The 14,290-nt window shown below is 63.0% G+C and carries 11 protein-coding genes and 1 other RNA gene; 10 read left to right on the forward strand and 2 right to left on the reverse strand.

Going from position 1 to position 14,290, the window contains the following annotated elements; all coding sequences use genetic code 11:
* Window positions 1–101: 101 nt before the first annotated feature.
* Together serC and gyrA are read right to left on the reverse strand one after the other, a co-directional pair.
* The gene (gene serC, locus ACP92_RS18385) at window positions 102–1,214 is read right to left on the reverse strand and encodes a 3-phosphoserine/phosphohydroxythreonine transaminase (RefSeq protein ID WP_013235634.1); all 1,113 of its coding nucleotides are present in this window, start codon (window positions 1,212–1,214) and stop codon (window positions 102–104) included.
* Between the two features lie 60 nt (window positions 1,215–1,274).
* Window positions 1,275–3,920 carry a DNA gyrase subunit A gene (gene gyrA / locus ACP92_RS18390; protein WP_013235635.1) on the reverse strand — a complete coding sequence of 882 codons (2,646 nt, stop codon included), beginning with the start codon at window positions 3,918–3,920 and terminating at the stop codon, window positions 1,275–1,277.
* 718 nt (window positions 3,921–4,638) lie between these two features.
* Here gyrA and ompA point away from each other — a divergent pair.
* From ompA to ACP92_RS18435, 10 genes are all read left to right on the forward strand, one after another.
* Window positions 4,639–5,250 (forward strand): outer membrane protein OmpA, encoded by a 612-nt coding sequence (gene ompA / locus ACP92_RS18395; RefSeq protein ID WP_013235636.1) that lies wholly within the window; start codon window positions 4,639–4,641, stop codon window positions 5,248–5,250.
* A gap of 145 nt (window positions 5,251–5,395) precedes the next feature.
* Complete coding sequence (gene ubiG / locus ACP92_RS18400) at window positions 5,396–6,121, forward strand: bifunctional 2-polyprenyl-6-hydroxyphenol methylase/3-demethylubiquinol 3-O-methyltransferase UbiG (RefSeq protein WP_013235637.1); 726 nt, start codon at window positions 5,396–5,398, stop codon at window positions 6,119–6,121.
* Window positions 6,122–6,208: 87 nt separating this feature from the next.
* Window positions 6,209–6,865 (forward strand): HAD family hydrolase, encoded by a 657-nt coding sequence (locus ACP92_RS18405; RefSeq protein WP_013235638.1) that lies wholly within the window; start codon window positions 6,209–6,211, stop codon window positions 6,863–6,865.
* Between the two features lie 210 nt (window positions 6,866–7,075).
* Window positions 7,076–10,450 (forward strand): DUF748 domain-containing protein, encoded by a 3,375-nt coding sequence (locus ACP92_RS18410; RefSeq protein WP_013235639.1) that lies wholly within the window; start codon window positions 7,076–7,078, stop codon window positions 10,448–10,450.
* 153 nt (window positions 10,451–10,603) lie between these two features.
* Window positions 10,604–10,984: a transfer-messenger RNA gene (gene ssrA / locus ACP92_RS24405) on the forward strand.
* Between the two features lie 523 nt (window positions 10,985–11,507).
* On the forward strand, window positions 11,508–12,320 hold the full coding sequence (locus ACP92_RS18415; protein WP_081441924.1) for a beta-ketoacyl synthase chain length factor: 813 nt from the start codon (window positions 11,508–11,510) through the stop codon (window positions 12,318–12,320).
* Window positions 12,313–13,101, forward strand: coding sequence for a lysophospholipid acyltransferase family protein (locus ACP92_RS18420; RefSeq protein WP_013235642.1), 789 nt, complete (start codon window positions 12,313–12,315; stop codon window positions 13,099–13,101). Before ACP92_RS18415 ends, ACP92_RS18420 begins: the two co-directional genes overlap by 8 nt.
* Window positions 13,102–13,104: 3 nt before the next feature.
* Complete coding sequence (locus ACP92_RS18425; protein WP_013235643.1) at window positions 13,105–13,368, forward strand: phosphopantetheine-binding protein; 264 nt, start codon at window positions 13,105–13,107, stop codon at window positions 13,366–13,368.
* A gap of 62 nt (window positions 13,369–13,430) precedes the next feature.
* Window positions 13,431–13,709 carry an acyl carrier protein gene (locus tag ACP92_RS18430; RefSeq protein WP_013235644.1) on the forward strand — a complete coding sequence of 93 codons (279 nt, stop codon included), beginning with the start codon at window positions 13,431–13,433 and terminating at the stop codon, window positions 13,707–13,709.
* A gap of 4 nt (window positions 13,710–13,713) precedes the next feature.
* On the forward strand, window positions 13,714–14,280 hold the full coding sequence (locus tag ACP92_RS18435; RefSeq protein WP_013235645.1) for a COG4648 family protein: 567 nt from the start codon (window positions 13,714–13,716) through the stop codon (window positions 14,278–14,280).
* Window positions 14,281–14,290 lie beyond the last annotated feature (10 nt).

Raw genomic sequence — 14,290 nt, forward strand, 5'->3', positions numbered from 1 at the left:
GCGAAGACCGGCCTGCGGCGCACATGGCGTGGCATGGCGTTGGCTAGGCGCACGGCCATGGCCGGCACCGCACGGGCTGTCCGCCCGCAGAGGTGCAGGCCTCAGCCGTGCTGCTTTTCGAAGTCTTTCAGATAATCGACCAGGGCCTGTACGCCCTCGATCGGCATCGCGTTGTAGATCGATGCACGCATGCCGCCGACCGACTTGTGGCCTTTCAGCTGCAGCAGGCCGCGCTCTTTGGCGCCGGCCAGGAATGTGTCATTGAGCGCATCGTCACGCAGGAAGAACGGCACGTTCATGCGGGAACGGCAGTCCGCTGCGATGCGGTTGCTGTAGAAATCGGTGCTGTCCAGGTAGCCGTAGAGCAGGCGGGCCTTGGCGATGTTGCGCGCTTCCAGCGCCGCCACCCCGCCCTGGCGCTTGATCCACTGGAACACCAGCCCGGCGATGTAGATCGCGTAGGTCGGCGGGGTGTTGTACATGGAATCGTTGTCGGCCACGATCTTCCAGTCGAAGGCCGAGGGGCAGAACGGCAGCGCGTGACCCAGCAGGTCTTCGCGCACGATGACGATGGTCACGCCGGCCGGACCGATGTTCTTCTGGGCGCCGCCGTAGATGACGCCGTATTTCGACACATCCACCTCGCGCGAGAGGATGTGCGAGGACATGTCGGCCACCAGCGGTGCGCCGTCGGTGTCGGCCGCGACTTCCGGTGTGTATTGGTATTCGACGCCGTCGATGGTCTCGTTGCTGCAGATGTGCACGTAGGCGGCATTGCGCGAGAGCTTCCAGTCGGCGCGCGCCGGGATGCTGGCGAACTTGCGGTCGGCCGAAGAGGCGGCCACATTCACGGTGCAGTAACGGCCCGCTTCCTTGATCGACTTGGTCGACCAGGAACCGGTGTTGATGTAGTCGGCCACGCCGACTTCGTGCTTGCCGGCCGGCGAACGCAGCGCCGCCAGGTTCATCGGGATGATGGCGTTCTCGGCGATGGCCCCGCCCTGCAGGAACAGCACCTTGTAGTTCGACGGAATGTTCATCAGCGCGCGCACGTCGGCCAGCGCGGCCTCGATGATGGACATGTATTCCTTGCCGCGATGGCTCATCTCCATGACCGACATGCCGCTGCCATGCCAGTCCAGCATCTCGTCGGCTGCCTGTTGCAGCACTTCCTTGGGCAATACCGCCGGACCGGCGGAAAAGTTATAGACCATTTCTGCGTTCGCCATCAAAAAAGGCGGCAGGCGCGTTGCCCACCGCCCAGGACTTGCTACTTACTCGCCAGCGGCAGGAGCCTCGCTGCCGGCGCCCTCGGCATTGTCGCCTTCGACTGCATCTTCCACATCGGACTCGACCACGCGTTGCAGGCCGGACAGCTTGGTGCCGTCTTCCACGGCAATCAGGGTCACACCCTGGGTGGCGCGACCCATCTCCCGGATCTCCGAGACACGGGTGCGGATCAGCACGCCACCGGTGGTGATCAGCATGATCTCATCGGTGGAATCCACCAGCGTGGCGGCCACGACCTTGCCGTTGCGTTCGCTGGTCTGGATGGCGATCATGCCCTTGGTGCCACGGCCGTGACGGGTGTACTCGGTGATCGGAGTGCGCTTGCCGAAGCCGTTTTCGGTGGCGGTGAGCACGGACTGCTGTTCGTTCTCGGCCACCAGCAGGGCGATGACCTGCTGGGTTTCTTCCAGGTTCATGCCGCGCACACCGCGGGCGGTACGGCCCATCGGGCGCACGTCGTTTTCGTCGAAGCGCACGGCCTTGCCGCCGTCCGAGAACAGCATCACGTCATGCTGGCCATCGGTCAGCGCAGCGCCGATCAGGAAGTCGCCCTCATCCAGGTCCACTGCGATGATGCCGGCCTTGCGCGGATTGGAAAAGTCCGACAGCGGGGTCTTCTTGACCGTGCCCAGGCTGGTGGCCATGAAGACATAGCGGTCATCCGGGAAGCTGCGGTTGGCGCCCGACACCGGCAGGATCACCGTGATCTTCTCGCCATCCTGCAGCGGGAACATGTTGACGATGGGCTTGCCGCGCGAATTGCGCGAACCCTGCGGCACTTCCCACACCTTCAGCCAGTACAGGCGGCCACGGTTGGAGAAGCACAGGATGTAGTCGTGCGTATTGGCGATGAAGAGCTGGTCGATCCAGTCGTCATCCTTGGTCGCCATGGCTTGCTTGCCGCGACCGCCGCGCTTTTGCGCGCGGTACTCGGAAACCGGTTGCGACTTCATGTAGCCGGTGTGCGAGAGTGTGACCACCATGTCCTGCGGCGTGATCAGGTCTTCGGTGGCCAGGTCGGTGGCGTTGTGCTCGATGGTGGAGCGACGTTCGTCCTTGGCGCCGATGCCGAAGTCGTTCTTGGCGGCGTTGAGTTCGTCGGTGATGATGGCGGTCACGCGGGCCGGCTTGGCCAGGATGTCCAGCAGATCGGCGATCTGCGCCATCACGTCCTTGTATTCGTTGACGATCTTGTCCTGCTCCAGACCGGTCAGGCGTTGCAGACGCATCTGCAGGATTTCCTGGGCCTGTTCGTCGGAGAGCTTGTAGAGACCATCGGACTGGATGCCGTAATGGGCCGGCAGGCTTTCCGGACGGAAGGCTTCGATGCCGCCTTCATTGGCCTCGCCGGCGCGGGCCAGCATCTCACGCACCATGGACGAATCCCAGGCGCGCGACATCAGTTCGGCCTTGGCGATCGGCGGGGTCGGTGCGGCACGGATGATGGCGATGAAGTCATCGATATTGGCCAGCGCAACCGCCAGGCCTTCCAGCACGTGGCCACGTTCGCGCGCCTTGCGCAGTTCGAACACGGTGCGGCGGGTGACCACTTCGCGGCGGTGCGACAGGAAGCATTCCAGCAATTGCTTGAGGTTCAGCAGGCGCGGCTGGCCATCGACCAGCGCCACCATGTTCATGCCGAAGGTGTCTTGCAGCTGGGTCTGCTTGTACAGATTGTTGAGCACCACTTCCGGCACTTCGCCGCGCTTCAATTCGATGACCACGCGCATGCCCGACTTGTCGGACTCGTCGCGCAGGTCGGAGATGCCTTCGAGCTTCTTGTCGCGCACCAGCTCGGCGATGCGTTCGAGCAGCGCCTTCTTGTTGACCTGGTAGGGCAGCTCATCGACGATGATGGCGATACGGCCTTCGCGACCATACTCTTCGAAGTGGGTCTTGGCGCGCATGACCACGCGGCCACGGCCGGTGCGGTAACCATCGCGCACGCCCGAGACGCCATAGATGATGCCGCCGGTGGGGAAGTCCGGCGCCGGCACCAGCTCGATCAGTTCATCGATGGTGCATTGCTCGTTGGCCAGCAGGTGCAGCGCGCCATTGATCACCTCGGTGATGTTGTGCGGCGGAATGTTGGTGGCCATGCCCACGGCGATGCCGGAGGAGCCGTTGACCAGCAGGTTGGGGATACGGGTCGGCAGGACCGAGGGTTCCTTTTCCTTGCCGTCGTAGTTGGGCACGAAATCGACGGTTTCCTTCTCGATGTCGGCCAGCAGTTCATTGGAAATCTTGTCCAGGCGGCACTCGGTATAACGCATCGCAGCCGCGCCGTCGCCGTCGATGGAACCGAAGTTGCCCTGGCCATCGACTAGGGTATAGCGCAGCGAGAAGTCCTGGGCCATGCGCACCAGGGTGTCATAGATGGAGGCGTCGCCGTGCGGGTGGTACTTACCCATGACTTCGCCGACCACGCGCGCGCATTTCACGAACGGGCGGTTCCAGACGTTGTTCATCTCGTGCATCGCATACAGGACACGGCGGTGCACCGGCTTCAAGCCATCGCGCACATCCGGCAGTGCCCGGCCCACGATCACGCTCATGGCGTAATCGAGGTAACTCTTGCGCATCTCTTCTTCGAGGGAAATGGGGATGGTTTCTTTAGCGAATTGATCCATTGGAGAGTCGAAAGATGTTTCTCGGTCAAAAAAATCACACCGAGCGGGCCTTGCCCTTGGACATGATCAGAACAGCACATTCTAGCACGCCGGAGCCCCCAAAACCCCGTTTGCGCGCCCGCCAGCCGCCTCGAGCCAGCGCCCCAGACCGCGCCACCGCCCTCCCGGCGCGCGAGAGCAGCCGTGCTGCCGCCATAAAACGCCTATATATATTAGAAGGGGCAGGATGACCTGCGCAGGCGACCATTCGTCTTTCCGGCCGGATATTGATGCCCACCGGCAAACCGCACCGGGAAGAAAGTTCCGCGTTCGCGAACTTCCGCTGACCTCATCAAGAAATATTGCGACATTAGGGGAGCCCCACAGGCGAGACAATACCCGGGAGAAAAAGGCAACTACTTGCCGCAACGAAAATGGCCGAACTGTATGAAAAATAAGGATATTCTTAAAAAAAGCGAAGTTTTTCGGCCCCTGATGGAACAAAAACAGCCCGAAAATATCCCGTTGCGAAGAAACAACACAGTCCCAAAAACGTTGTCTGGACCAATTGGCAAGCATCGCTCAAGGGCAATCCGTGTGGCAGAATGGCGGCTAAGTTCATTGCAAGCCCCATGGAACAAGGGCCTGTGACGACCTGAACACATGATATTATTCATTTTTTGATGTCGTAATCTTGTAGCGCAGTTTATCTGCGGATATCTCACCCGAGAGGAGAAACATGAACAAATTAGCAAAACTCGTCTTCGCTGCTGCGTCCGCAGCCATCGCTCTGTCGGCAACTGCTCAGGAAACCAAGGACATCAAGGTTCGTCCGAACAGCCTGTACCTGCAAGATGGTCGTGACGTCGTTACCCGCAGCGGTTACGGTCTGTGCTGGCAAACCGCTTACGTGAACGGTCCGTGCGAAGAACCGCCCGCACCGGCTCCGGTTGCTGCTGCTGCTCCTGCCGCTCCGGCTGCTGCAGCTGCTCCGACCTCGGAAAAGGTCACCTACGCTGCTGACGCGTTCTTCGATTTCGACAAGGCAACCCTGAAGCCGGCTGGCAAGGCCAAGCTGGACGAACTGGTTGGCAACCTGAAGGCCATCAACCTGGAAGTCATCATCGCTGTCGGCCACACCGACTCGATCGGTTCGGTTGCCTACAACCAGAAGCTGTCGGTTCGCCGCGCTGAATCCGTGAAGGCCTACCTGGTCTCCAAGGGCGTCGAAGCCAACCGCGTCTACACCGAAGGCAAGGGCAAGTCGCAACCGGTCGCCGACAACAAGACCGCTGCTGGCCGCGCCAAGAACCGTCGTGTGGAAATCGAAGTTGTGGGTACCCGCAAGTAATCGATTGACGCTACAAGGCTCAATGAACCCCGCTTCGGCGGGGTTTTTTTATTCCTGTTTCGTTTGCGCTTCAAGATGGTTTCAGAAGCCGCCTTGATCTGGCGCGGCCAACTTCGATGGCGTCTTTGGGCTATCATTAGGCCCTATGAATACGACCACCGCACCCCAGGCGAACGTGAACGCCGATCCCCAAGAGATCCAGAAATTCAGTGAACTGGCCCATCGCTGGTGGGACCCGGGTTCCGAATTCCGCCCCCTGCATGAAATCAACCCGCTGCGCCTGGAGTGGATCAATGCGCGCGCCCCGCTGGCCGGCAAGAAGGTGATCGACATCGGCTGTGGCGGCGGCATCCTGGCCGAATCGATGGCCCTCAAGGGCGGCGATGTCACCGGCATCGACCTCTCCGACAAGGCCCTGAAAGTGGCCGACCTGCACAGCATGGAATCGGGCGTGCAGGTGCGCTATGAAAAGATCGCCGCCGAAGACATGGCCGCCCGCGAAGCCGGCCAGTACGACGTGGTCACCTGCATGGAAATGCTGGAGCACGTCCCCGATCCCGCAGCCATCGTGCGCGCTGCCGCCACCCTGGCCAAGCCGGGCGGCAAGCTGTTCTTCTCCACGCTCAACCGCAACATGAAGTCCTACCTGATGGCCATCATCGGCGCCGAATACGTGCTGCGCCTGCTGCCCAAGGGGACCCACGACTACGCCAAGTTCATCACCCCGGCCGAACTGGCGCACTACACCCGCCAGGCCGACTTGCAGATCGACGGCTTCAAGGGCATGGGCTACAACCCGCTGACCAAGATCTATTCGCTCAACGACGATACCAGCGTCAACTACCTGGTGGCCTGCACCAAGCTGGCCTGATCTGGCTGACCAGCATCAGGATTGCCCGCTCTGCATGAGCGGCAGTCCTGATGCCCCTCCCTCCCTCTCGTTTTCATTGTCTCCGCCATGCCCTTACGCCCTCCGCGCGCCATCCTGTTCGACCTCGACGGCACGCTTGCCGATACCGCCCCCGACCTGGCCGCTGCCGCCAATTTCCTGCGCCAGCAACGCGGCCTGGAAGACGCTCCCTACGAGCAGTTGCGCCCGGTCGCATCGGCCGGCGCGCGCGGACTGATCGGCGCAGCCCTGGGCATCCGTCCGGGCGAGGATGAGTATGAGGAACTGCGCGTGCGCTTTCTGGATCGCTACCAGGCCAACATGACCACCCACAGCCGCCTCTTCGACGGCATCCCTGAATTGCTGGTCCAGCTGGAAGCGCGCGGCATCGCCTGGGGCATCGTCACCAACAAGGCAGCCCGCTTCACCGATGTACTGGCGCCGCAGATCGGCCTGGGTCATGCCGGCTGCATCGTCTCCGGCGATACCACGCCGCATTCCAAACCGCACCCCGCCCCGCTGCTGGAAGCCGCCCGCCGGCTACAGCTGACGCCCGAGGATTGCTGGTACGTCGGTGATGACCTGCGCGACATCCAGGCAGGCAAGGCCGCCGCCATGCCCACCATCGCCGCCGCCTGGGGCTACTGCGGCCACACCGAACCTGCGGGATGGGAGGCCGATGCGCTATTGCATGCGCCATTGCAGATCCTGACCCTGCTGGACTGACCCCTTCCGCGCGTGCGGCCAGGGAACCCTGGTCGTCGCCGCCTCCTCTCAGTACCGTCCTCTTGCTGGCCGCCGCCCTCACAGCGGCGCGCCATCGCATTAGAATGACGGCTGCAGTCACGCCGCGTCGGCAACCAGAACAATCACGATCAGAACGGTCACGCTGCCCACCGGGCGCAGCAGCGCCGGCATCGACAAGGGAAACACCTCATGAGCAAGCCGGGCCTCGCCTCACTGACCAAGCAACCTGCATGGCAACGCCTGCGCCGCCCGCTGAAGTGGCTGGCGTGGATGCTGGCGGTCCTGCTGGCGCTGGCCGCGCTGAGCTGGGCCGCCCTGCCCGCGCTGGTACGCAAGCTGGCCGTCGAGCAGACCCAAGCGCAACTGGGCCGCAAGCTGGACGTCGGCGCGGTGAGCTTCAATCCCTTCCGCCTGGCGCTGCAGGTCTCCGACATCACCCTCTACGAAGCCGACGGCAAGACCCCTTTCCTGGCCGTCCAGTCCCTGCTGGTGGACGCCTCTTCGGCCTCGCTGCTGTGCCTGGCGCCGGTGCTGGATGAAGTGCGCCTGAGCAAGCCGCAACTGCGGGTGCAGCGCATCGATGCCGACCAGGGCGGCCACTACAATTTCTCCGACATCCTCGAACGCCTGGCCGCCCAGCCCAAGAGCGAAGGCCAGGCCCGTTTCTCGCTGGCCAACGTGCAGCTGCAGGATGGCGCGATCCACTTTGAAGACAAGCTCACCGGCAAGACCATCGACATCGCCGCCCTGCAAGTCGGCCTGCCCTTCATTTCCAACCTGCCGGGCAACATCGACAGCTTCGTCCAGCCGCAACTGTCGGCCACCATCAACGGCACGCCCCTGCACCTCAAGGGCCGCAGCAAGCCCTTCAGCAGCACGCTCGAATCGGCCTTCGCCATCGATATCGAGCGCCTGGACCTGGTGTCCTACCTGCCCTTCGTCCCGATGGAGCTGCCAGTGCTGCTCCAGAGCGGCCATCTCAGCACACGCCTGGACCTGGGCTTCAATCGCCAGCAAGACAAACCCACCATCACGCTGGCAGGCGACGTGGTGCTGGACGATATCGCCGTGGCCGACCGCGCCAAGGCGCCGCTGCTCAAAGCCCGGCAACTGGCCGTCAAGCTGGGCCAGTTCGACGTGCTCGCCGCCAGCGGCCAGATCAGCCAGGTGACCCTGGAACAGCCGCAGATCTGGGCCTCGATGAACGGCCGTGGAGAGATCAACTGGGTGCGCGCCCTGGCTGCTCCTGCCACAGGCAAGCGCACCGCGGCCAGCCAGGCAGCGACCTCCGCGCAAGCTTCGGCCATCGTATTGCAGCAGTTGAACGTGCGCGACGGGCGCGTGAACTGGCGTGACGAAGCCAACGCCTCGCCAGCCCAGAATGTGCAGCTGAGCGGCATCGAGATCGACGCCGCGCAACTGTCCACCGCAGCGAACGCCCAGCCCGCCACCCTGAAAGTCACGGCCATCGAGAATGGCCATGGCCGCCTAGGTTTCGAAGGGCAGGTCGCGCCGCTCAAGCCGGCCGTGGCCGGCAAGCTGACGCTGGCCGGCATCGATCTGGCCGGCTATCGCAACTACCTGCACCGCGCGCCGGTGAGCGGCTTGGCCGGCAAACTCTCGGGCAACAGCACCCTGCAATGGCGCGACGGCCACCTCAAGCTCGACGACAGCACCGTGGAACTGGCCAGCCTGCAGCTCACCCCAGAGGGCAAAAGCACACAGCCCATCAGCGTCGAATCGCTCAAGCTGCGTGTGCAGAACGTCACCGATACTTTCGACCAGGCCATGCCGCTGACGCTGCAGGCGCGCCTGGACAAGAACGGCAGCGCCGACATCACCGGCCAGATCGCGCCGCACCTCAAGAATGCCGATCTCGACCTGGACCTACGCGAGTTGCCCATCGCTCCCGTCCAGGGCTACTTCACCGATATCCTCAACGTGAGCATCAGCAATGGCGCGCTCAGCGCCAAAGGCAAGCTGGCGCTGACGCTACCGCTGCAACAGCAGAAGTTCGCGCTCGACTACAAAGGCAACGCCGCTATCGCCAACCTGCGCATGCAGGACAAGCTCACCTCCACCGACTTCCTGCGCTGGCGCACCCTCACCCTGGCCGGCATCAACGCCAAGCTGGGCGGGCGTGCGCAGATCGCGCTGGACAAGGTCACCCTCAACAGCTTCTACGCCCGCGCCATCCTTTCCGAAAAGGGACGCCTGAACCTGCAGGACATCCTGGTGGCCGACGGCCAGCCGCAGGGCTCGATCACCGACGACAGCAAGAAGGACGACAAGGAGAACCGCCGCGACAGCAGCCGCAAGAGCGTCTCCAGCACACCGGTCACCAGCCCGGCAGCGCGCGCGGACGCCCCCATCGTCAGGGTCGGCCAGGTCGTGCTCGAAGGCGGCAACATCAACTACACCGACAACTTCGTCAAACCCAACTACACCGCCAACATGACAGGCCTCGCCGGCAGCATCGGCGAGATCTCTTCCGAAAAGCCGCAACCCGCCCCCGTGAACATCAGCGGCAAGATCGACAACGACGCGCCCCTGCAGATCTCGGGCGCGCTCAATCCGCTGTTCAAGCCCATGTACCTGGACCTCAAGGCCAGCGCCAACGGCGTGCAGCTGCCGCGCCTGACGCCCTACTCGGCCAAGTACGCCGGCTATCCCATCACCAAGGGCAAGCTGTCCATGGACGTGCAGTACAAGATCGAGAACGACAAGCTGGTCGCCCAGAACGATCTGCGCATCGAGCAACTGACGTTCGGCGAACGGGTCGACAGCCCCAACGCCACCAATCTGCCGGTGATGCTGGCGGTGTCGCTGCTCAAGGACCGTAACGGCAACATCAACCTGAACCTGCCCATCTCGGGCTCGCTCTCCGATCCCGAGTTTTCGGTGGGCGGCATCATCGTGCGGGTGTTCGTGAACCTGATCGCCAAGGCCGTGACCTCGCCCTTTGCGCTGATCGGCTCGATGTTCCGCAGCGACGAGAACATCGGTGAATTGCGCTACATCGAGTTCCCCGCCGGCTCGGCCGAGATCGATGCCGAGGTGCGCAAGAAGCTCGATGCGCTCGGCTACGTGCTGCACGAGCGCCCCGGCATCAAGCTCGACATCATGGGTCGCGTCGATCCCCAGGTCGACGACCAGGGTCTGCGCAAGGAAGCGCTGGAGCGCCAGATGCGCGGCTACAAGCGGGCCGAGCTGATCGCCCGCGAAGGCCAGCCATCCGGCCCGGTACGCCTGACCGACGTCGAGCGCAGCAAATACCTGGAACGCGCCTACAAGGAAGCCAAGTTCGACAAGCCCCGCAACATGATCGGCCTGGCCCGCTCGCTGCCGCCGGCCGAGATGGAAAAGCTGATCCTGGAGCACACCCAGGTCAGCCCCGACGACCTGCGCAGCCTGGCGCAGCGGCGCGCCGACCAGGTCCGCAACTACCTGCAGGAGCAAAGCGTGATCGAACCTGCGCGCATCTTCCTGATCGCCCCCAAGCTGGACGGCGCGGGCATCCCCGACAAGGAGCCCAAGGCGCGAGTGGACCTGACGATACAATGAGCGCCGCCGGCTCTTGAAAAGGCCGGCGCTGCCCATACCATAGGGAGTAGGTTATAATTGACCTCCCGCCGCACTGGCGGGCGCATCTTTCGAGATGCAAGCGTAATACGCAAGTTCATGCGCCCAGCGGGATTTGCGAAGCTTCAACACCACGGGGCCGACTTGGTTTCGACAGGGGTTGCAAAGCGGAACAGGGCATGCCGAGGACTGGTTACCTCGTTAATCCATCCGGAACTGCTTAAATGCAAACGACGAATCTTACGCTCTCGCAGCGTAAATCGCACCTAGAAACCTAAGAAACTTCTAGCTCTACAGCACTTCTTCCCTGGGGTGTGCTGGCAACAGCGGTAGAGTCATTTACAGGGAATCGTGGCGTATCGGGTTACTTGATACGTCATTAAATCCAAGGTAACTCGTCCTGTCGAAGCGTGTGCGTCCGCGTCGCCAGGATTAAAACCAATTGGCTGCACTACGCATGTAGAACTGTCTGTAGAGTGCTTCTGGACGCGGGTTCAATTCCCGCCGGCTCCACCAACATCACGACCACCAGCAACCGGCGCCAAGCAGGTTTCTGGTGGTTTCGTCTTTCTGGCCCGACATCCCTAGCGGCCCGCCAAGATCGCGGCGCCTCGTCACAACGCTGACTGAGCATCCAAGCTTATCGAATGAACAAGTTTGCGATCGGGGCGATGCGCTCCATGCCGTTCTTGAATCATTTGTTAGAGAATCAGGTACACACTCAAAAGCGCCCTCATCTGCCCTCAGATGAACAAAACGTAAGCTATCGGCAACGATTACATTGCGCATAAGCCCCCTGGACGTGGCTTTCCGCGTTTCCCGGTGAAAAAATCGTGTTATTTGAAGAGGGTTTTGTCGTACCATTGCCGGGTCTTACAAAATGTAACATTCAAGACGCCCGGATAAATGCCGTCAATAAAAAAGAAAACGGCATGTTCCCTGATGCTCCTCCAGTGCAAGGGCATAACGGCATGCACCGGGGAGCAGGGGAATCCGGTAGATAACACCGCCAGAAAGAAGCCTCGGGGCTTTCGACGATATGTATTCAGGGGATGTCAGTTTTTCAGTTGCCGCGCATGCGCAATGGGTTCCGGGTATCGAATCCGCCATCGATTGGCAACAATGGATCAGGGGTGATCGCCAGACGGCCGGTTCGGGGGAACCAGCGGTCAAGGCCATGCCGCCCATGCTGCGGCGGCGTACCAGTCCGGTGGGCAAGCTGGCGCTGGAAACGGCCTACGGCGCATTGACCGCTGCGGCGTCCCATCCCTCCCACGACGCCCGTCCCGCCGCCTCGGACCTCGACATCCCGGTCGTCTTTGCCTCGCGCCATGGCGAATGCGCGCGCTCGGTGGAGTTGCAGATGGCCCTGGCCGAAGCCGCGCCGATGTCACCCACCGCCTTCAGCCTGTCGGTCCACAACGCCAACGCCGGCCTCTTTTCCATCGCCCGCGGCAGCGCGGCCAACACGGTGGCCATCGCCGCCGGCCAGAGCACGGTCGAACACGCCGTCATCGAAGCCTGCGGCCTGCTGGCCGATGGCGCGCCGCAGGTCCTGGTGGTGGTCGCCGATGCGCCGCTGCCGACGATGTTTGCCGATTTCGCCGATGAACAGGAAGAACCCTGCGGCTGGTCCTGGCTGATCCAGGCGGCCGATGAACAGGACGCCTTGCCCACGCTCTCGCTGCAATGGCAGCAGGCGCCAGCGGGCGGGGACGTGGACGTGGCGTCCCACGCCAACAACGCCGCTGCAGGCGCTGCCGCCGTGCTGCGCTTCTTCCTCGATGCGGACGCCTCCACCCTGCACCGCCACGCCGACGGTCGCCGCTGGCAATGGATGCGGCATGCTTGATCGGGTCTTCGCGCTGATCGACCGTGGCTGGCGCATCCTGGCCACGGGCATGTGCTTTGCGCTGTTCGGCCTGGGTGGCCTGCTGTTGCGGCTGGTGGTCTTCCCCATCCTGCAGCTGCTGGTGCGCGACGCGCAGCAGCGCGTGCTGTGGGCGCGCCATATCATCCGCCTGGCGTTTCGCGCCTTCGTCGAACTGATGCGAATCTGCGGTGTGATCCGTTATGAAATCTCGGGCCTGGAACGCCTGAACCGCAATGGCCAGTTGATCCTGGCCAATCACCCTACGCTCATCGACACGGTGCTGCTGATGGCCTTCGTGCGCCACGCCGACTGCATCGTCAAGAACGCCCTGTGGCGCAATCCATTTACCCGCGGCCCCATCCGCGCCGCCGGCTACATCAGCAATGACCAGGGACCGGACCTGATCGAGGATTGCATCCGCTCCATCCGCAGCGGTGGCAATCTCATCATCTTCCCCGAAGGCACCCGCACGCCCACGGACGGCCAGATCAGCCTCAAGCGCGGCGCCGCCAACGTGGCGGTGCGCTGCGGCTGCCCCATCACGCCGGTGCGCATCCGCTGCACGCCGGTGACCCTCTCCAAGGGAGAGAAATGGTGGCAGGTGCCGGCCAGGCGCGCGCACTTCCGCCTGCAGATCGGCGACGACCTTCACCTGGACCACATCATCGGCGCCGGCCAGCCGCACCCTGCCGACAATCCCACGCTCGCCGCCCGGCAGCTGACGACCTACCTGCAACAGTACTTCATGAAAGAGAACTAGGCGATGCAAGACCTGGAACAAGATATCAAGCAACTCATCATCGAGGCCCTCGACCTGGAAGACCTGGCCCCCGAGGACATCGACAGCGCCGCGCCCCTGTTCGGCGATGGCCTGGGCCTGGATTCCATCGACGCGCTGGAACTGGGCATGAGCCTGCAGAAGCGCTATGGCATCAAGCTCTCGGCCAATTCCGAAGAAACCCGCAAGCATTTCGCCTCGGTGCAGGCGCTGGCTGCCCTGGTGGCCAGCCACCAGGCCACGGCCTGAGCAGCCTCCACGCTGCACGCACCCTGACGCCCCCTCCCAGCCATTAGCAAGAGAAGCACATCATGACCACTCTGACACCTGACATGACCAAGGACGAAATCACCGTGTGGATCGTCGATATGCTGCACGAGATGTTCGAGATCGACAAAGCGGCCATCACGCCCCAGTCCAACCTCTACACCGATCTCGACATCGACAGCATCGACGCCGTCGACATCGTGGTCAAGCTCAACCAGACCACCGGCAAGCGCATCCAGCCCGACGTCTTCCGCAGCGTGCGCACGGTGCAGGACGTCGTCGAGATCCTGGCGACCCTGATGCGCGAACAAGCGCACGCGTGAGCGCATGAAGCCTCCCGCGATGCCCAGGCTGGCCACGCTGGCCGGTCCGCTGTTGATCCTGCTCTATCCCCTGTTGATCTGGTACGCCCACGGCAAGCTCGAGCCACGCACCCTGGCCTTGTCCCTGGTGCTCATCGCCGTGGTGCGCCTGTTCGCCACCCGCACCGGCGGCCCCCTGCGCTGGATGGGCGTGGCCGCCCTGGCGCTGGCCGCACCGGCCGTGTACTGGAATGCGCTGCTGCCGCTGAAGCTCTATCCGGTCGCCATCAGCGCCGGCATGCTGGCCCTGTTCGGCTACAGCCTCTACAAGCCGCCCACCGTGATCGAACGCATGGCGCGGCTGGGTTCGCCGGACCTGCCGCTGTTCGTCATCGCCTATACGCGCCGGGTCACCCAGGTGTGGTGCCTGTTCTTCGCCATCAATGGCAGCATCGCCCTGGGTACGGCCCTGTGGTGTTCGCCTGCGGTATGGTCGATGTACACCGGTGTCATTTCCTACATCGCCATGGGCCTGCTGTTTGCCGGCGAATACCTGGTGCGCCTGTATGTACGGCGCCAGCATCATGCGTGAGGCGTCCGCA

It is taken from the genome of Herbaspirillum seropedicae (genome assembly GCF_001040945.1).
Taxonomy (GTDB): domain Bacteria; phylum Pseudomonadota; class Gammaproteobacteria; order Burkholderiales; family Burkholderiaceae_D; genus Herbaspirillum; species Herbaspirillum seropedicae.